Origin of the sequence: Pseudomonas sp. ATCC PTA-122608 (assembly GCF_001952855.1) — a bacterium.
Taxonomy (GTDB): Bacteria; Pseudomonadota; Gammaproteobacteria; order Pseudomonadales; family Pseudomonadaceae; genus Aquipseudomonas.
Genome location: NZ_LPNO01000027.1, coordinates 16862 through 34116, shown reverse-complemented (window position 1 = coordinate 34116; position 17255 = coordinate 16862). Strand labels below are relative to the sequence as shown.

Below are 17255 nucleotides of genomic sequence, written 5' to 3'. Positions count from 1 at the left end.
GCCCTGAGGATAGCCAAGGTGGTGGCCCAACTCGGCACCAAGAGCTCGCTCGATCAGCGCCTTTTTGAACGCCATCGAGGCATCCTGAATAGCCTCGGCACTCATCGGGCCGCTGACGAACTGGTCGATCAGCTCTTTTGGAATGGATGGAAGGTCTCGCGGGGCCTCACGGGCCGGTTTCTTTTTGGTCGGCATACATGCACCTCTATCAACATGTTATGCCCGAACACAAAATTTATGACAGCCCCTCGCCTGCTGACACACGCCCCGCTCCAGACTCCCCTGCTCCACCAACGCTGTCAGCGCCGCCAGCACGATGTGATACCGGTCCACCTCAAAGAAATCCCGCAACGCCGCCCGGGTATCGCTTCGACCAAAACCATCCGTCCCCAGCACGGTGTACGCCGAGTCCACGTACGACCCAATCATCTGCGGCACCGCCCGCACATAGTCAGACACCGCCACCACCGGCGCGCCCTTGGGCAAACACTCCGCCAGATGGCTGCGCCGCGCCGGCTGTTGCGGGTGCAGGCGATTCCAGCGTTCCACTTCCCGCGCCTCCCGGGCCAGTTCGCTGAAGCTGGTAACACTGAACACTTCAGTTTCAATCTGCCAATCGTCCGCCAGCAACTGCGCGGCTGCCTGGGCTTCACGCACCAGCGTGCCCGAGCCGAGCAAGCGAACCTTGCCATCGGGCTGACCACTGAGCCGGTACATGCCTTTGATGATCGCCGCTTCGACGCCTTCAGGCAGGCTCGGCTGCGGGTAGTTTTCGTTCATCAGGGTCACGTAGTAGAACTCGTCCACATCGTGCTCCAGCATCTGGCGCATGCCGTGGTCGAGGATCACCGCAAACTCGCTGGCAAACGCCGGGTCGTAGGCGCGGCAATTGGGCACGGTGGCGGCGGTCAGGTGGCTGCTGCCGTCCTGGTGCTGCAAGCCTTCGCCACCCAGGGTGGTGCGCCCGGCAGTGGCCCCCAGCAGAAAGCCACGGGCACGCTGGTCGGCCGCCGCCCAGATCAGGTCGCCGACGCGCTGGAAACCGAACATCGAGTAGTAGATGTAAAACGGCAGCATCCGCAGGCCATGCACCGAATAACTGGTGGCCGCGGCGACCCAGGAGCTGATGGCGCTGGCTTCGCTGATGCCTTCTTCGAGGATCTGCCCGTCGGTGGCTTCGCGGTAGCTGAGGATCGAGCCAATGTCTTCCGGCTCGTAGCGCTGGCCGACACTGGAATAGATGCCGATCTGCTTGAACAGGTTGGCCATGCCGAAGGTGCGCGCTTCATCCGCGACGATGGGCACGATGCGCGGGCCGAGGGCCTTGTCCTTGAGCAGGTTGGTGAGCATGCGCACAAAGGCCATGGTGGTGGACATTTCCTTGCCGTCCGCCTGGGTGGCAAACGCGCCGTAGCCCGACACTGGCGGGACGTTTACCGCAGGCGCCTGCTGGCCACGGCTCGGCACATACCCGCCGAGGGTGGCACGGCGCTTGTGCAGGTAGCGCATCTCGAGGCTGTCTTCAGACGGTTTGTAGAAGCTCAGGGATTCGGTCTGCTCATCCGACAGCGGCAACTGGAAGCGATTGCGGAAGGCGATCAACGCCTCGCGGTCGAGCTTCTTCTGCTGGTGAGTGGTCATCTTGCCCTGCCCGGCCTCGCCCATGCCGAAGCCCTTTTTGGTCTGGGCCAGGATCACCGTGGGCTTGCCAGTAACCTTGAGTGCAGCGTGATAGGCGGCGTGAATCTTGACCATGTCATGGCCGCCACGCTTGAGGCGGTCGATCTGCTCATCGCTCATGCCCTCGACCAGTTTGGACAGCGCCTCGCTTTGGCCGAAGAAATGTTCGCGGTTATAGGCGCCGTCCTTGGCGGCGAAGGTCTGGAACTGTCCGTCCACGGTCTGCGACAACGTGCGTACCAGCGAGCCGTCGGCGTCCTTGGCCAGCAAGGCATCCCAGTCCGACCCCCAAACCAGTTTGATCACGTTCCAGCCGGCACCGGCGAACAGGGCTTCCAACTCGTCGATAATTCGCCCGTTGCCACGCACCGGGCCGTCGAGGCGTTGCAGGTTGCAGTTGACCACCCAGGTCAGGTTATCCAGGCCCTCGCGGGCAGCCAGGGTCAGGGCCGACATGCTTTCCGGCTCGTCCATCTCGCCATCGCCGAACACGCCCCATACGTGGCGGTCGGTGGTGTCCTGCAAGCCGCGATGCTGCAGGTAGCGCATAAACCGCGCCTGGAAAATCGAGCTGATGGGGCCAATGCCCATGGAACCGGTGGGAAATTGCCAGAAGTCCGGCATCAACCACGGATGGGGATAGCTGGACAGGCCACGGGCGCCGACCTTGCCGGCGCCGATTTCCTGGCGATAGTGGGCCAGGTCAGCCTCGCTCAGGCGCCCTTCAAGGAAGGCGCGGGCATAGATGCCGGGGGCGGAATGCGGCTGGTAGAACACCAGATCACCACCAAAACCGGCGTTTCGGGCACGGAAGAAGTGGTTGAAGCCGACTTCAAACAGGTCTGCCGCGCTGGCGTAGCTGGCGATATGCCCACCCAGTTCGCCATAGGCCTGGTTGGCACGCACCACCATGGCCAGGGCGTTCCAGCGCACCACCGAGGCCAGGCGCTCTTCGGTGGCCAGGTCGCCGGGGAACGGCGGTTGCTGCTCCACGGCGATGCTATTGATATAAGGCGTGCCATGCCGGGGTTTCCAGCCGATGTGCGGTGCGCCGCCGGCCTCCGCCAGCATGTCGAGGATCTCCCGCGCCCGCGCCGGCCCGGTGTTGGCCACCAGGGAGGCCAGGGCATCGCGCCATTCGGCCAGTTCTTCCTGGTCCATCGCTGTCTGACTCACTGCGTTCGCGAAACCATTCATGGGCACCTCCGGGCTTTTTTTCCAGTTTATGTCGGTGCTAGGGGATTTTTTGACTGTTATACGCAGCCTCTCATAGTCTTTTGAGCACAAATCACTGCCAATCGACAAATTCCAAGCACGTTGTGCTTCAAGCCCCGAAAACCCCGCAATTGTGTTTAAAATGCCGCCCGCTCAATGACCGACGCTGCCCGATGAACCCAGACGCACTTGCCACTCTGCACACCCATTTGCTGACCGCCCTGCAAACCGTCCCCGCCGAGACCCGGCGCCTGTTTCACGGGCGTGGCCGCTGCTGGCCGGGCCTGGAGCAACTGACGGTGGATTGGCTGCAAGGTGTGGTGCTGGTCTCGCTGTTCAAAGAGCCCGGGGCCGCCGAGCTTGAGGCCTTGAAACAGATGCTGACGCAGATCGACTGGTCGGCCTACGGCGCTCACACCGTGGCGTTGCAACACCGTTACCTGCCGCAAAGCACCACCGAGTGGCTGCTGGGCGAGGCCGTTGACGAACTGACCATCACCGAAGGCGGCCTGCGTTACCTGATCGATTTGGGCAAAAAGCAGAACAGCGGGCTGTTCCTCGACATGCGTTACGGCCGCAACTGGGTGCGTGAACAGGCTCAAGGCCTGCGGGTGCTGAACCTGTTTGCCTACACCTGCGGGTTTTCCGTGGCCGCCATCGAAGGCGGCGCCGAGCATGTGGTGAACCTGGACATGGCCCGTGGCGCCTTGAGCCGCGGTCGCGACAACCACCGCCTCAACGGTCATAACCTGAGCAAAGTGACCTTCCTCGGCCACGACCTGTTCAAGTCCTGGGCCAAGGTCACTCACAGCGGCCCGTATGACCTGGTGATCATCGACCCGCCCTCCTTCCAGAAAGGCAGCTTTCTGCTGACCAAGGACTACCAGCGGGTGCTGCGCCGCCTGCCGGATTTGCTCACGGCCCAGGGCACGGTGCTGGCGTGCATGAATGATCCGGCGTTCGGCGAAGACTTCCTGATCGACGGCGTAACCCGCGAAGCACCGGGGCTGCGCTTTGACCAGCGGCTGGAAAACCCACCGGAATTTCCCGATATTGATCCACAAAGCGGGCTAAAGGCGCTGGTGTTCCGACAAGTCTGATGCCGAAAAGTCCTACGCTTGCTACGCTTACCATTACGCCGGGTGGTGAACCTTATCCCACCCTTCCCGGTCGATACCTGCACACTCTGGCCAGATTCGATGGCGTCACGCCCGTCGGCTGCCCTGTTTCACCTTTTTGGAGAACGCCCCTGTGATATCGACTCTGCATGTAGCCCGTCTCAAGGCCTGGGGCGCCCATGGTTTTACCGCCACCGGCGTGGTCCTGGCTTTCCTGGCAACGTTGGCGCTGCTCGACAACCAGCCCAAGGCCTGCCTGTTATGGCTGGGCCTGGCCTTGATCGTCGATGGGGTGGACGGCTCCCTCGCGCGACGGGTGAACGTGCAGACGGTGCTGCCAAGCTTCGATGGCTCGGTATTGGACCTGGTGATTGATTACCTGACGTACGTGTTTATTCCGGCGCTGTTTATCTATCGCTATATCGCCCTGCCGGACTTCACCCCGTTGTTTACGGTGTCGGTTATTCTGGTGTCGTCGCTGTTCTGCTTCTGCAACGTCAACATGAAGAGCAAGGACAATTACTTCCAGGGTTTCCCTGCGGCCTGGAACGTGGTCGCGCTGTGCGTCTACATCATCCAGCCAGATGCCTGGATCACCTTGCTCACCGTGATCGTCCTGGCGCTGTTGACCGTAACGCCGATGAAGTTCCTGCACCCGTTCCGGGTCAAACGCTTCATGCCGCTCAATATCGCAGTGACCACCATCTGGTTGCTGTGCAGCCTGCTGCTGGTGATCGACTTCCCGTACACCAATGGGCTGACCATGGGCCTGTGGTTGCTGATGTCGGCGTACTTCCTGGGGATCTGCTTCTGGCGCACCGCACTGGAGTGGGTCGAAACACATAAATAGCCAGGCGGGCACGGTTGAAATGTGGGAGCGGGCTTGCTCGCGAATGCGCAGTGTCAGTCACCGGATAGAGTGGCTGATCCACCGCATTCGCGAGCAAGCCCGCTCCCACATTTGGATCGCCTCGCCCCAGGGTTATGGGTAAGATATCGGCCTTTCGCGCAGCCCTTGCTGCGCCTTGCCGAATAAGTCTTGCCCATGCCCTTCGAACTCAGCGTTGACCTCACCACCCTGGCGATCCTCGCCGTGGTTGCCTTTATCGCCGGTTTCATCGACGCAATCGCCGGCGGTGGCGGCCTGCTCACCACGCCTGCCCTGCTGACCGCCGGCATGCCGCCCCACCTGGTGCTGGGCACCAACAAACTCAGCTCCACCTTCGGCTCGGCCACCGCCAGCTTTACCTTCTACCGGCGCAAGCTGTTTCATCCGCGCCAGTGGGTGCATGCCATCGTCGGCACCCTGGTCGGTGCACTCACCGGCGCCGTCGTCGCCCATTACCTGCCCGCCGAAACCCTGAACAAGATGCTCCCGGTGATTGTGTTCGGCTGCGGTTTGTATTTGCTGTTCGGCGGCACGCCCAAGGCGGCGCTGGATAACGACGCGCCGATCAAAAAGAAATGGCAATCCACCCAGGGCTTCGGCCTGGGTTTCTACGACGGCGTGGCCGGCCCCGGCACCGGGGCCTTCTGGACGGTGAGCACCATGCTGTTGCACCCCATCGACCTGGTAAAAGCCAGCGGCGTGGCACGCAGCATGAACTTCGTCAGCAACGCGGCGGCGCTGACGGTGTTCATTTTCAATGGTTCGGTAGACTGGATTGTCGGCCTGTGCATGGGCGTGTCGGTGATGTGCGGCGCGTTCTTTGGCGCACGCAGCGCAATCAGCGGCGGCGCCAAGTTCATTCGCCCGGTGTTCATCACCGTAGTGCTCGGGCTGACGGTGCGCCTAGCCTGGCAGCACTGGTTCAGCGTGGCCTAAGCGACGGGCCAGGTAGAGATCGATCAGGTAGCGCGCAATCGAGCGGGACGCCGGCAACGGCGGCAGTTCATGGATGTTGAACCACTGCGCGTCTTCGATCTCGTCGGCCTGGGGCACGATGTCGCCGCCGGCGTACTCGGCGTGAAAGCCCAGCATCATCGAGTGCGGGAACGGCCAGCACTGGCTGCCCATGTACTGAATGTTCCTGACCTCCACCTGCACTTCTTCACGCACTTCGCGAATCAGGCAGTCCTCGGCCGACTCACCCGGCTCGGCAAACCCCGCCAGGGTGCTGTAGACACCCGTGACAAAGCGCGGCGAACGGGCCAGCAGGATCTCGTCGCCACGGGTCACCAGCACGATCATGCTCGGCGAGATACGCGGGTAGCTGCGCAGGTCACAGGCCTGGCAGAACATCGCCCGCTCCCGTGGCACCTGCACCATCGCCTGGCCGCAACTGCCGCAGAAACGGTGTTCCCGGGCCCAGGTGCCGATTTGCGCAGCGTAGCCGAGGACTTTGTACAGCCTGTGGTCGCCTTGCAGCATGAACGCCCGCAGGCCCTGCCAGCCGCAACCCGGTACATCAGCTGGGCTATTGAGCTCCAGCAGGTACACCGGCTCGCCGTCCAGATGGCCGATGCCATGCTCGGCAAACACCGACAGGTCCTGGCGCTTGAGCCATTCCCGGGGGAACAGCGGGCCGTTCTGGTCGTGTAAAAAGCCTTCGCGGCTGCGGGCCACGGCCCAGCCGCCCGGGGCGTCGTTGTCCAGCAGCGTTGTGGTAATCCAGCCTGGGGTCATGTTCAGTCAATCCACGAAGTCGGGTTTCTGCTTGCTCATATGGGCCGCGATGGCCACGCGCAGGTCGTTGGATTGCAACATAGCTGAGTTCCAGGTGGCAACGTATTCCAGGCCGTCATTGATCGTGTGGTCGCGCATATAGCTGATCATCGCCTTGGTGCCGGTGACCGCGATCGGCGATTTGGCAGCAATTTCCCGGGCGATTTCCATAACACCCGCCAACAGGCTCTCGTGATCGCTGTACACGCGATTCACCAGGCCAATGCTGCGCGCCTCTTCCGCACCGAACTGGCGGCCGGTGTAGGCCAGTTCACGGAGCATACCGTCGCCGACGATACGCGGCAGGCGTTGCAGGGTGCCGACGTCGGCGGCCATGCCGATGTCGATTTCCTTGATGGAGAATTGCGCGTCTTCGGCGGCGTAACGCAAGTCACAGGCGCTGATCAGGTCGATGGCGCCGCCGATGCAGTAGCCGTGGATCGCCGCGAGTACCGGCTTGCGGCAGATGTCGACCGCATTGAAGGAAGCTTGTAGTTCGAGGATCTTGCGCCGCAGCAGGCGCGCGTTACGACCTACGTCCTTGCCGAATTCATTGGCCACCGACGCCAGCATCATCAGGTCGATGCCGGAGGAGAAATGCTTGCCGGCGCCACTGATGACCACGGCACGCACCGCATCGGTGTCTTCGACCCATTGGAAGATATCGATGATCTCGGTCCAGAACGCTGCGTTCATGGCGTTGATCTTTTCCGGGCGATTGAGCTGCACATGGGCGACGTTGTCGCTGAGTTCGACGACAAAGGCTTGGTATTCGGACATGGCAGTGATCCTTGACTGGCGGCTGGAATAGGGGCCGAACTATATCAAGGGTGTGTGACGGCGGGTAAGGCTGTGCAAACGCCAAAAGCGGGACTGAAGAACGATGAAGATCAAATGTGGGAGCGGGCTTGCTCGCGAATGCGGTGGATCAGTCATCTTATTCGGCGACTGACACACCGTATTCGCGAGCAAGCCCGCTCCCACAATGTTTTGCGGTGTTCCTTAGCTCGGCAGCCAGAGCCGGAACCGTGCGCCGCCCAATGGCGAACCCTGGGCCGTCAATGTTCCACCTTGGGCCTCCAGCGCCCGCCGGCTGATGGCCAATCCCAGGCCAAAACCGCCAGTGGCTCGATCCCGGCTGCGATCCAGCCGGTAGAACGGCTCGAAGATCCGTTCCCGCTGATCAACCGGAATACCAATCCCGTCATCATCTACCCAAATCTCACAACCCTTGGGACACACCTTCACCCCCACCTGAATCCGTCGCTCGCAATACCGCATGGCGTTGCGCAGCAGGTTTTGCAGGGCCCGGGCGGTCAGGCGCGGGTCCAGGGTGAAGCGTTCCACCGCGCAATCCAGCACCACGTCGATCACGATATCCGGGTTTTCCAGTTCATCGTCGACGCTGCCCAGGATGCTGTCGATGAACTCGTCAAGTACCACTTCCACCCGCTCGGGTGTATGGGCTGGGTTCTGCAGGCGGCTGTAGGACAGCAACTCCAGCACCAACTCGTCCAGCTCCCGAATGTGCGCCACCAGGCCTTGCAGCCGCTCGCGGCTGGCGGCTGGCAGGTCGTCGGACAGCGCGAGCGCCAGGCCGAAGTCCAGGCGCGTCAGCGGTGTACGCAGTTCATGGGAGACCGCATTGAGCAAATCACGTTGTTGATTGAGCAGTTGTTCGATGTCGTTGGCCATGGTGTCGAACACCGCTGCCAGGCTGCCGATGTTGGAGCTGGGGGGGATTTTTGTGCGTGCCGCAAGGTTGCCCTGCCCCAGTTGCGCGGCAGTGCTTTTCAGGCGTTCCAGGTCGCGCCAGTGAGGACGCAGCCAGAACAGCAGGCAGGCCAGCAACGCCGCGCCGATCAGCACGTTCATGCTCCAGTACAACAGGTTCATGTCCAGCGGGTCCGGCGGGACCGAAACCTTGACCACCAGTTGATCGTCCAGGGGCGAGCTGACGTCGTCCGCCCAGCCCCACTCGCCCAGGCGAATCACCATCTGGTCCTTTTCCAGCAGGCGCTGTTCTTCAGGGGTGTAGCTGGCGTCCTGGATGCGCAGCAGTTGCACCTTGAGCGGGGCAAAATCCGCCGATAAGCGCACGGTGACATTGGCCCACTGCTCCATGGGCACCCGCTGGTATTCCTTGACGATCAGGCTTTGCGTCCCCCGGGACTGCTCGATGTTGTAGCTCGTATAACGGTGTTCAAACAGCTGGATCACCGCCCGCGGCACCAGGTAGATCGCGGCAGCGAAGGTAACGATGGTGATCAGGTACAGGCGAATCAGGACGCGAAACATGGCTCAGCATTCCCACTCGGAACGGCTGAACAGGTAACCCTTGCCCCACACGGTCTTGATCTTGCGCGCCTCGCCCGCGTGGTCATCGAACTTGCGCCGCAGCTTGGAGATCGCCACGTCCACCGAGCGGTCGGTGCCGTTGAATTCGATACCGCGCAGGCGTTGCAGGATCTGGTCGCGGCTGAGCACTTCGCCGGCGTGCCGGGCCAGCACCACCAGCAGGTTGTATTCACCGCTGGACAACTCAACCGGCTGGTCGCGCCAGGTCACGGTGCGCTCCGACAGGTCGATGCACAGGTTGCCCATCATGATCTGGTCGTTGGCCATCTGGGGTTCGGTGAGGCTGCTGCGGCGCAGCAAGGTCCGTACACGAGCCAGCAATACCCGCGGCTCGCAGGGTTTGGTGACGTAGTCGTCGGCGCCCATTTCCAGGCCCAGCACCTGGTCGTGGCTGTCGTCCCGGGCGGTGAGCATCAGGATCGGCAGCGTGGCCGAGTCGGCCCGCAGCAACCGGCAGACTTGCAGGCCGTCGAGGCCCGGCAGCATCAGGTCGAGGATCACCAGGTCCGGCGGGTTGAGCCGCGCGCGCTCACGCACATGGTCGCCACGGCTGAGCACGCTGACGTGATAGCCGTTGCGTTCCAGATAACTGGCGATTAATTCGGAGAGCGCGGCGTCGTCTTCCACCAGAAGAATGTTGGGCATGGTATTTCCAAATAATACAATTTCTGAGTAGTACGCAAATCCAATGTGGGAGCGGGCTTGCTCGCGAAAGCGGTGTTTCAGTTAACGCATACGGCGCCTGACACACCGCCTTCGCGAGCAAGCCCGCTCCCACATTTGATCTTCGGTATCAGGAAGATCGTGTAAGGTTCGGCGGTTATGAAGGATATACGCCCGCGTGCATCTGTGGGCTGCACCTTACATTTCTTCACACACCACCTACAGAGCTTCACAGCACTGTGGCGGGGGCGACCGTAGGATGCGCCAGTCAATATTGGGATATGAGCATGTCGAAGAATCTGTTTGCGCCGTTTTGCCTGTTGGCTCTGACACTGGCGCTGAGCGCGTGTGGCAAGTCGGCGGACGAAGCTGCCGAGGCACCGTTGGCCAAGGTGCGGATCGAAACCCTTGAAGCCAAACCCCTGTCCATCACCAGCGAGCTGAGCGGGCGGATTGCCGCGCCACGCATCGCCGAAGTGCGCGCCCGGGTGGCCGGCGTGGTGTTGCAGCGGGTGTTCAAGGAAGGTCACGACGTGAAACAGGGCGATGTGCTGTTCCGGATTGACCCGGCGCCGTTCAAGGCCGACCTCGACAGCGCCCAGGCCAGCCTGCGCAAGGCCGAGGCCAATGCGTTCCAGGCGCGCCTGCAAGAGCAGCGCTATAGCCAACTGGTGGAAGGCAATGCCATCAGCGGCCAGGAATACGACAACGCCCGCGCCGCCGCCCGGCAAACCGCTGCCGATGTGGCGGCCAACCAGGCCGCCGTACAGCGGGCCAAGTTGAACCTGGGCTATGCCACGGTCACTGCGCCGATTTCCGGGCGCATCGGCCGCGCGCTGGTGACCGAAGGCGCACTGGTGGGCCAGAACGAAGCCACGCCGATGGCGCTGATCCAGCAACTGGACCCGATCCACGCCGACCTCACCCAATCCACCCGCGAGCTGAATGACCTGCGCCGGGCCTTTCGCGCCGGGCACTTGAAGCAAGTCGGCCAGGACCAGGCCAAGGCCACGCTGATCCAGGATGACGGCAGCCTGTACCCGCTGCCGGGCAAGTTGCTGTTCGCCGAGATCAGCGTCGACCCGGGCACCGGGCAGATCATCTTGCGCAGCGAATTCCCCAACCCGGACCTCGACCTGCTGCCCGGCAGCTTTATCCGCGTACGCCTGGAGCAAGCCGTCGACCAGCAAGGCATCAGCGTGCCGCAACGGGCGATCACCCGCGACAGCGCCGGAATTGCGATGGTGTTGCTGCTGGATGCCGAGCAAACCGTGAGCCAGCAACCGGTGGAACTGGGCTCGGTGGTCAATGACCGCTGGGTGGTCAACAGCGGCCTGAAAGCCGGTGACCGTATCGTCGTTGAAGGCCTGCAACACGCCCGCCCTGGCGAGAAAGTCCAGGTCGACGACAGCCCCGCGCCAATCGCCCAGGCATCCGGCCAGTAAGAAAGGGATAGTTCACAATGCCGCAGTTCTTTATTGACCGCCCGATCTTCGCCTGGGTGGTCGCCCTGTTTATCCTGCTGGCCGGCGCCCTCGCCATCCCGCAGTTGCCGGTGGCGCAGTACCCCAACGTCGCGCCGCCGAAAGTCGAGATCTATGCGGTGTACCCGGGTGCCTCCGCGCAAACCCTGGACGAAAGCGTGGTCAGCCTGATCGAGCAGGAGCTTAACGGCGCCGATCACCTGCTGTATTTCGAATCCCAGAGCAGCCTGGGTTCGGCCACCATCACCGCGACCTTCCAGCCGGGCACCGACCCGGAGATGGCCCAGGTTGACGTGCAAAACCGCCTCAAGGCCGTGGAGCCGCGCCTGCCCCAAGCCGTGACACAGCAGGGCTTGCAGGTGGAGAAAGTTTCCGCCGGCTTCCTGCTGCTGGTGACCCTCACCTCCAGCGACGGCAAGCTCGATGACGTAGCGCTCAGCGATTACCTGGCGCGCAACGTGATGAACGAACTCAAACGCCTGGACGGTGTGGGCAAGGCCCAGCTGTATGGCGCCGAGCGCGCAATGCGGATCTGGATCGACCCGCAGAAACTGATCGGTTTCAACCTGACCCCGGCGGACGTCAACGCCGCCATCGCGGCGCAGAACGCCCAGGTATCAGCGGGCAGCATCGGTGATTTGCCGGGTACCAAGACCCAGGAAGTCACTGCTTCGATCCTGGTGAAAGGCCAGCTGTCGACCCCGGCCGAATTTGCCGACATCGTGCTCAAGGCCAATCCGGACGGTTCCACCGTGCGCGTCGGTGACGTGGCGCGGGTGGAAATCGGCAGCCAGGAATATCAGTTCTCCACCCGCCTGAACGGCAAGCCGTCCACCGCGGTCAGCGTGCAGCTGTCGCCGGGCGCCAACGCCTTGAGCACCGCGACCCTGGTGCGGGCGAAGATGGACGAACTGGCGCGCTACTTCCCGGCCAACGTCGAGTACAAGATCCCGTATGACACTTCGCCGTTCGTGAAGGTCTCGATCACCAAGGTGGTGTACACCCTGGGCGAGGCGATGTTGCTGGTGTTTGCGGTGATGTTCCTGTTCCTGCAAAACATCCGCTATACGCTGATCCCGACGCTGGTGGTGCCGATCGCCTTGATGGGCACTTTCGCCACCATGCTGTTGCTGGGTTTCTCGATCAACGTACTGACCATGTTCGGCATGGTCTTGGCCATCGGCATCCTGGTGGACGATGCGATTGTGGTGGTGGAGAACGTCGAGCGGATCATGGTCACCGAGGGCCTTTCGCCCAAGGAAGCCACGCGCAAGGCCATGGGCCAGATTACCGGGGCCATTGTCGGCATTACGCTGGTGCTGGTGGCGGTGTTCCTGCCGATGGCGTTCATGCCGGGTTCGGTGGGCGTGATCTATCAGCAGTTCTCGTTGTCGATGGCCACCTCGATCCTGTTCTCGGCATTCCTCGCCCTGACCTTGACCCCGGCCCTGTGCGCCACCTTGCTCAAGCCGATTGCCAAGGGCGAACACCATGAGAAAGGCGGCTTTTTCGGCTGGTTCAACCGGCGCTTCGAACAGTTCACCGACCGCTATGAAGGCTGGGTGGCCTATGCCCTCAAGCGCAGCGGGCGTTACCTGCTGATCTATCTGGTGTTGGTGGTGGGCCTGGGGGTGTTGTTCAGCCGCCTGCCCTCCTCGTTCCTCCCAGTGGAAGACCAGGGCTACACCATCACCGATATCCAGCTGCCGCCAGGTGCGAGCAAGAACCGCACGGTGCAGGTGGCCGAGCAGATCGAGGCGCATAACGCCGGCGAGCCGGGTGTGGGCGATACCACAATGATCATGGGCTTCAGCTTCTCCGGCTCGGGGCAGAACGCAGCGCTGGCATTTACCACGCTCAAGGATTGGTCGGAACGCAGCAGCAAGGATTCCGCCGCCGCCATTGCAGACCGTGCCAACGCGGCCTTTACCGAGCTGAAGGACGCGATTGCCTATGCGATTTTGCCGCCGCCGGTGGATGGCCTGGGCACCTCGAGTGGTTTCGAGTTCCGCCTGCAGGACCGTGGCGGCGTCGGCCATGCCGCGTTGATGGAGGCCCGCACCGAACTGCTGGCCGCTGCCGAGAAAAGCCCGATCCTGGCCAATGTGCGTGAAAGCGCCCTGGCCGAGGCACCTCAGGTACAGCTGGAAGTTGACCGCAAGCAAGCCAACGCCCTGGGCATTTCCTTTGCCGACATCGGCAATGTGCTGTCGTCGGCCATCGGCTCGGCGTATATCAACGACTTCCCCAACCAGGGCCGCATGCAGCGGGTGGTGGTGCAAGCCGAAGGTGATCAGCGCAGCCAGGTGGCCGACCTGATGAAGATCCATGTGCGCAACAACGCCGGGAAGATGGTGCCGCTGTCGGCCTTCGTCGAAGCGCGCTGGATCCAGGGCCCGGCCCAGTTGACCCGTTACAACGGTTACCCGGCCATCGCAATTTCCGGTGAATCGGCGCCAGGCCACAGTACCGGCGAGGCGATGGAAGAAATTCAGCGCCTGGTCAGCCAGTTGCCTGCGGGCCTCGGCCAGGAATGGACCGGCCTGTCGTTGCAGGAGCGCTTGTCCGGTTCCCAGGCCCCGCTGCTGCTCGGCCTGTCGCTGCTGATCGTGTTCCTGTGCCTGGCGGCGTTGTATGAAAGCTGGTCGATTCCGACCTCGGTGCTGCTGGTGGTGCCCCTCGGCGTGCTCGGCGCGGTATTGGCCGTGAGCTTGCGCGGGATGCCCAACGATGTGTTCTTCAAGGTTGGCCTGATTACCATCATTGGCCTGTCGGCGAAAAACGCGATCCTGATCATCGAGTTCGCCAAGGACCTGTATGACCAGGGTGAAGACCTGGTCGATGCGACGCTCAAGGCTGCACGCCTGCGTCTGCGGCCGATCATCATGACGTCCCTGGCGTTCATCCTCGGCGTGGTGCCGTTGGCGATCGCCACCGGCGCCAGCTCGGCGAGCCAGCAGGCCATCGGCACCGGGGTGATCGGCGGGATGATTACCGCGACGCTGGCGGTGGTGTTTGTGCCGGTGTTCTTCGTGGTGGTGATGAAGCTGGTGAAAAAGCGCCACAAAGACAGCTGAACAAAGGACTAAGGTGGGCTAAGGTAACGCAAACCCTGGCCCATCGAGTTCCCATGCCCTTCCTCGCCCGCACCCACCCTCGCCTGTCCTCCGCCGCCGTGTTGGGCCTGGCGGTGGGGCTCCTGGCTCCGGCCGATACGATCATCAGCAAAATCCTCATCGGCTGGAACGCGGGCGTCTGGACCTACCTGGTGCTGATGCTCTGGCTCACCAGCCATTCCCGCGCCGACGATGTAAAACGCATCGCCGAGATCGAGGACGAGAACGCCGGTCTGGTACTGTTCATGGTGTGCATCGCGGCCATCGCCAGCCTGGCGACCATCACCTTTGAACTGGTGGGCAGCAAGGACCTGGACGCCACGACGCGCCTGTTGCACTACGGGTTTACCGGGCTGACGGTGATCGGTTCGTGGCTGCTGATCGGGGTGATTTTCAGCGTGCACTACGCGCGGCTGTATTACACCTGGGACGGCCCCGAGCCGGCGTTGCGTTTTGCCGAGGATTTGCGCACTCCCAATTACTGGGACTTCCTGTACTTCTCGTTCACCATCGGCGTGGCGGTGCAAACCGCGGACGTCGGGGTTGCCACGCGGACCATGCGCAAGGTGGTGCTGGGGCAATCGCTGATCGGGTTTCTGTTCAATACGGCGATACTGGGGTTCTCGATCAACATTGCCGCCGGGCTGTTTGGTTGAGCTGCACAAAACTTCTAGACGCTAACCCCCTGTAAGAGCGAGCCTGCTCCGGGCGGCGTTCCGACGAAGAACGTCAACGATAATGGGCACTGCCTGGCTTGACGCGGCGCGCTCAGGTTCTTCGCGAGCAAGCTCGCTCCTACAGTTACTACCCATGGGTTTTTTTATGGCTGCACACAACTGGATCGACCTGTCCCAGGACGCCGACACCGGCATCGAGACCCTGCGTGCGCATTTCGAGGGCCATGCCTACGATCCGCACTGGCACGACAGCTACCTGGTGGGCGTCACGGAGCAAGGCGTGCAGCAATTCAATTGCCGCAGCACCCGTCACCAGAGCACGCCAGGCAAGGTGTTTCTGCTGGAACCAGGGGAAATCCATGACGGCCACGCCCCCACCGAAGCCGGGTTTACCTACCGCATGCTGTACCTCGACCCACAGTGGCTGCAGCGGGAAGTGGCGGCAGTGTTCGAGGAAGCCCCGGCCAACAGTCAGCTGGGGTTTGCCACCACCCTTGCCAGCGATCCTCGCCTGGCGCTTGCCACCAGCCAGGCGTTTCAAAGCCTGCACAGCGGCGAACTGCGCATCGTGCGCCAACACGCCCTCGACCACTTGCTGGAGCGCCTGACCGGCCAGTTGCACTGGCGCCAGCGCTATCACCAGGACCCGCGCCTGCCTCTGGTGGCCCATAAGGCCCGCGAGTACCTGCACGCCCATCTGCATCAGGACGTCGGCATGGACGAATTGGCCCTGGCGACCGGCGTAGACCGCTTCCGCCTGACCCGCGCCTTCAAGAGCGCCTTCGGTCTGCCGCCTCATGCCTACCTGGTGCAACTGCGCCTGGCCCGTGCCCGTCACTTGCTGGCCAAGGGCGAGCAGCCTGCCGAGGTCGCCACCAGCCTGGGCTTTGCCGACCAGAGCCATTTGGGCCGTTGGTTTGTGCGGGCCTACGGCATGACACCGGCTGCGTACCGCAAGCGCTGCTCAAATCTTCCAGACAGCTAACGAGCCGCTTGTGAAGATCGACTCCATTGCCTTGCACATCGGAGTCGCATCACCATGTTCCCTACCCTGCTGCCCTTTCTGTTATTCGCCTTCGTCGCCTCCATTACCCCCGGCCCGACCAATATCCTGGTGCTGAGCAACAGCGCGCGTTATGGGCTCAAGGCTGCGTTGCCTATCGTATTGGGTGCTTGTATGGGCGCGGCGGGGATTGTGTTGCTGGTGGGCTCGGGCGTGGGCCAGTCGCTGGCGCAATTGCCCAGGGTCCAGGCCGCGATGCAATGGGTGGGCGTTGCCTGGCTCAGCTATCTGGCCTGGCAGATCTTCCGCGCCCCGGCCGAAGCCATCGACCCGAACACCCCTCAAAAACGTCTGGGCCTGGCGGGTGCCGCCAGCCTGCAATTGGTCAACCCCAAGACCTGGATGATGGCCCTGGCGGTGGTCAGTGTGTTTGCCGGCAATGGCGACGAACGCCAGAGCCATGTGCTGTACCTGTCGTTGGCGTTTTTTATGATTTCGTTGCCGTGCCTGGGAGCGTGGGCGTTGCTGGGAGTGGGTTCGAGCCGGGTATTCCGCTCGGCCCGGGCCATGCAGCGTTTTAACCAAGGCATGGCGTTGCTGTTGTTCGGGTCCGCGTGGCTGAGCGTTATGGCAGGCACGTAGGGAAAGCGACGAACGGTTGGAAAACCTGTGAATTCTGACAGTTGTGGCGCAGCACGTTAGGGCGCTGAATGAACTCACTTTGCACCCGCGACATTCACCGCACACTTCACTGTATTGAAGGAGAGTTTGATGATGAGTACTGCAACTGCCCCTGCCGCCAAATCCACCCGAACCGCAACCAACACACGCTTTTTCGAAGGAGTCGTCGCAGACAAAAAATTCAAGCCACAGTTTTTGAGTCATGAACTGAAAAACGGGTTCTGGTTGGCTGAAGGCACGATGACTGGCCCACCGCCCGATCTGGCAGGTAGCACTTCGCGTCATGGAAAAGCTCAAGGTTCAGACATTTTCAAACAAGTGATCATCTTCAAATATACGTACGACCGGGCTCTACTACCCTCCGGGCGCTACACGCTGAAGGAGGACGAAAGAGAGCAACGGTTCTCGATCATTAACATGACGTACGATGATCCACCCACGCCTGCCTATAGCGCACATCGTAGGACCATAGAGTTTTTTCATGACATCATCTCCAACCATGTCAGCGGCGCATTGGATGTCTATTTCTATGATGTCGGTGGTGCAGAGCAAAGACTGCAGATTTTGTTCAACCTTTGATTAAATGCGCTGCAAA

Annotated in this window: 14 protein-coding genes and 1 pseudogene; 9 read left to right on the top strand and 6 right to left on the bottom strand. The window is 62.1% G+C overall.

Translation table 11 applies throughout. From position 1 onward, the window contains the following. A pseudogene (locus tag AU074_RS22300) lies at positions 1-195 on the bottom strand (IS256 family transposase); the annotation flags it as partial. 21 nt (positions 196-216) lie between these two features. After that, positions 217-2877: an alpha-ketoglutarate dehydrogenase gene (gene mdeB / locus AU074_RS22295; protein WP_076016542.1), complete on the bottom strand. Its 2661-nt coding sequence runs from the start codon at positions 2875-2877 to the stop codon at positions 217-219. Positions 2878-3068: 191 nt separating this feature from the next. Between mdeB and AU074_RS22290 the strand changes: the two genes are divergently transcribed. From AU074_RS22290 to AU074_RS22280, 3 genes are all read left to right on the top strand, one after another. Beyond that, positions 3069-3995 carry a class I SAM-dependent methyltransferase gene (locus AU074_RS22290; RefSeq protein ID WP_076016541.1) on the top strand — a complete coding sequence of 309 codons (927 nt, stop codon included), beginning with the start codon at positions 3069-3071 and terminating at the stop codon, positions 3993-3995. Positions 3996-4146: 151 nt separating this feature from the next. Beyond that, positions 4147-4863 carry a phosphatidylcholine synthase gene (gene pcsA / locus AU074_RS22285; RefSeq protein WP_076016540.1) on the top strand — a complete coding sequence of 239 codons (717 nt, stop codon included), beginning with the start codon at positions 4147-4149 and terminating at the stop codon, positions 4861-4863. Between the two features lie 195 nt (positions 4864-5058). Then, positions 5059-5838, top strand: a complete 780-nt coding sequence (locus tag AU074_RS22280) for a TSUP family transporter (RefSeq protein WP_063029562.1) — start codon at positions 5059-5061, stop codon at positions 5836-5838. On the opposite strand, the gene nudC is transcribed toward AU074_RS22280, so the two are convergent. From nudC to AU074_RS22260, 4 genes are all read right to left on the bottom strand, one after another. Further along, positions 5806-6639, bottom strand: coding sequence for an NAD(+) diphosphatase (gene nudC, locus AU074_RS22275; RefSeq protein ID WP_076016539.1), 834 nt, complete (start codon positions 6637-6639; stop codon positions 5806-5808). The genes AU074_RS22280 and nudC overlap by 33 nt on opposite strands. A 6-nt stretch (positions 6640-6645) precedes the next feature. After that, positions 6646-7458, bottom strand: coding sequence for a crotonase/enoyl-CoA hydratase family protein (locus tag AU074_RS22270; protein WP_076016538.1), 813 nt, complete (start codon positions 7456-7458; stop codon positions 6646-6648). 222 nt (positions 7459-7680) lie between these two features. After that, positions 7681-8976 carry an ATP-binding protein gene (locus AU074_RS22265; protein WP_076016537.1) on the bottom strand — a complete coding sequence of 432 codons (1296 nt, stop codon included), beginning with the start codon at positions 8974-8976 and terminating at the stop codon, positions 7681-7683. A gap of 3 nt (positions 8977-8979) precedes the next feature. Next, positions 8980-9681: a response regulator transcription factor gene (locus AU074_RS22260; protein ID WP_076016536.1), complete on the bottom strand. Its 702-nt coding sequence runs from the start codon at positions 9679-9681 to the stop codon at positions 8980-8982. 305 nt (positions 9682-9986) lie between these two features. On the opposite strand from AU074_RS22260, the gene AU074_RS22255 reads away from it, so the two are divergent. The 6 genes from AU074_RS22255 to AU074_RS22230 all read left to right on the top strand — a co-directional run bounded on the left by AU074_RS22255 (position 9987) and on the right by AU074_RS22230 (position 17239). Beyond that, positions 9987-11144, top strand: coding sequence for an efflux RND transporter periplasmic adaptor subunit (locus AU074_RS22255; protein WP_076016544.1), 1158 nt, complete (start codon positions 9987-9989; stop codon positions 11142-11144). Positions 11145-11161: 17 nt separating this feature from the next. After that, complete coding sequence (locus AU074_RS22250; protein ID WP_076016535.1) at positions 11162-14260, top strand: efflux RND transporter permease subunit; 3099 nt, start codon at positions 11162-11164, stop codon at positions 14258-14260. Between the two features lie 53 nt (positions 14261-14313). Then, entirely contained in the window at positions 14314-14955 is a 642-nt protein-coding gene (locus AU074_RS22245) for a DUF1345 domain-containing protein (RefSeq protein ID WP_076016534.1), read from the top strand. Between the two features lie 166 nt (positions 14956-15121). After that, complete coding sequence (locus AU074_RS22240; protein ID WP_076016533.1) at positions 15122-15961, top strand: AraC family transcriptional regulator; 840 nt, start codon at positions 15122-15124, stop codon at positions 15959-15961. A 54-nt stretch (positions 15962-16015) separates the two neighbouring features. After that, a complete protein-coding gene (locus tag AU074_RS22235) occupies positions 16016-16621 on the top strand; it encodes a LysE family translocator (RefSeq protein WP_076016532.1) in 606 nt (201 codons plus the stop codon). Positions 16622-16753: 132 nt separating this feature from the next. Continuing rightward, positions 16754-17239 carry a hypothetical protein gene (locus tag AU074_RS22230; protein ID WP_143503640.1) on the top strand — a complete coding sequence of 162 codons (486 nt, stop codon included), beginning with the start codon at positions 16754-16756 and terminating at the stop codon, positions 17237-17239. The last annotated feature ends 16 nt before the right edge of the window (positions 17240-17255 follow it).

What these genes read in the sequence shown, in the direction of transcription:
- mdeB (WP_076016542.1), bottom strand. Translation starts at nt 2,877, where the DNA reads ATGAATGGTTTCGCGAACGCAGTGAGTCAGACAGCGATGGACCAGGAA.
- AU074_RS22290 (WP_076016541.1), top strand. Translation starts at nt 3,069, where the DNA reads ATGAACCCAGACGCACTTGCCACTCTGCACACCCATTTGCTGACCGCC.
- AU074_RS22280 (WP_063029562.1), top strand. Translation starts at nt 5,059, where the DNA reads ATGCCCTTCGAACTCAGCGTTGACCTCACCACCCTGGCGATCCTCGCC.
- nudC (WP_076016539.1), bottom strand. Translation starts at nt 6,639, where the DNA reads ATGACCCCAGGCTGGATTACCACAACGCTGCTGGACAACGACGCCCCG.
- AU074_RS22270 (WP_076016538.1), bottom strand. Translation starts at nt 7,458, where the DNA reads ATGTCCGAATACCAAGCCTTTGTCGTCGAACTCAGCGACAACGTCGCC.
- AU074_RS22265 (WP_076016537.1), bottom strand. Translation starts at nt 8,976, where the DNA reads ATGTTTCGCGTCCTGATTCGCCTGTACCTGATCACCATCGTTACCTTC.
- AU074_RS22260 (WP_076016536.1), bottom strand. Translation starts at nt 9,681, where the DNA reads ATGCCCAACATTCTTCTGGTGGAAGACGACGCCGCGCTCTCCGAATTA.
- AU074_RS22255 (WP_076016544.1), top strand. Translation starts at nt 9,987, where the DNA reads ATGTCGAAGAATCTGTTTGCGCCGTTTTGCCTGTTGGCTCTGACACTG.
- AU074_RS22250 (WP_076016535.1), top strand. Translation starts at nt 11,162, where the DNA reads ATGCCGCAGTTCTTTATTGACCGCCCGATCTTCGCCTGGGTGGTCGCC.
- AU074_RS22245 (WP_076016534.1), top strand. Translation starts at nt 14,314, where the DNA reads ATGCCCTTCCTCGCCCGCACCCACCCTCGCCTGTCCTCCGCCGCCGTG.
- AU074_RS22240 (WP_076016533.1), top strand. Translation starts at nt 15,122, where the DNA reads ATGGCTGCACACAACTGGATCGACCTGTCCCAGGACGCCGACACCGGC.
- AU074_RS22235 (WP_076016532.1), top strand. Translation starts at nt 16,016, where the DNA reads ATGTTCCCTACCCTGCTGCCCTTTCTGTTATTCGCCTTCGTCGCCTCC.
- AU074_RS22230 (WP_143503640.1), top strand. Translation starts at nt 16,754, where the DNA reads ATGAGTACTGCAACTGCCCCTGCCGCCAAATCCACCCGAACCGCAACC.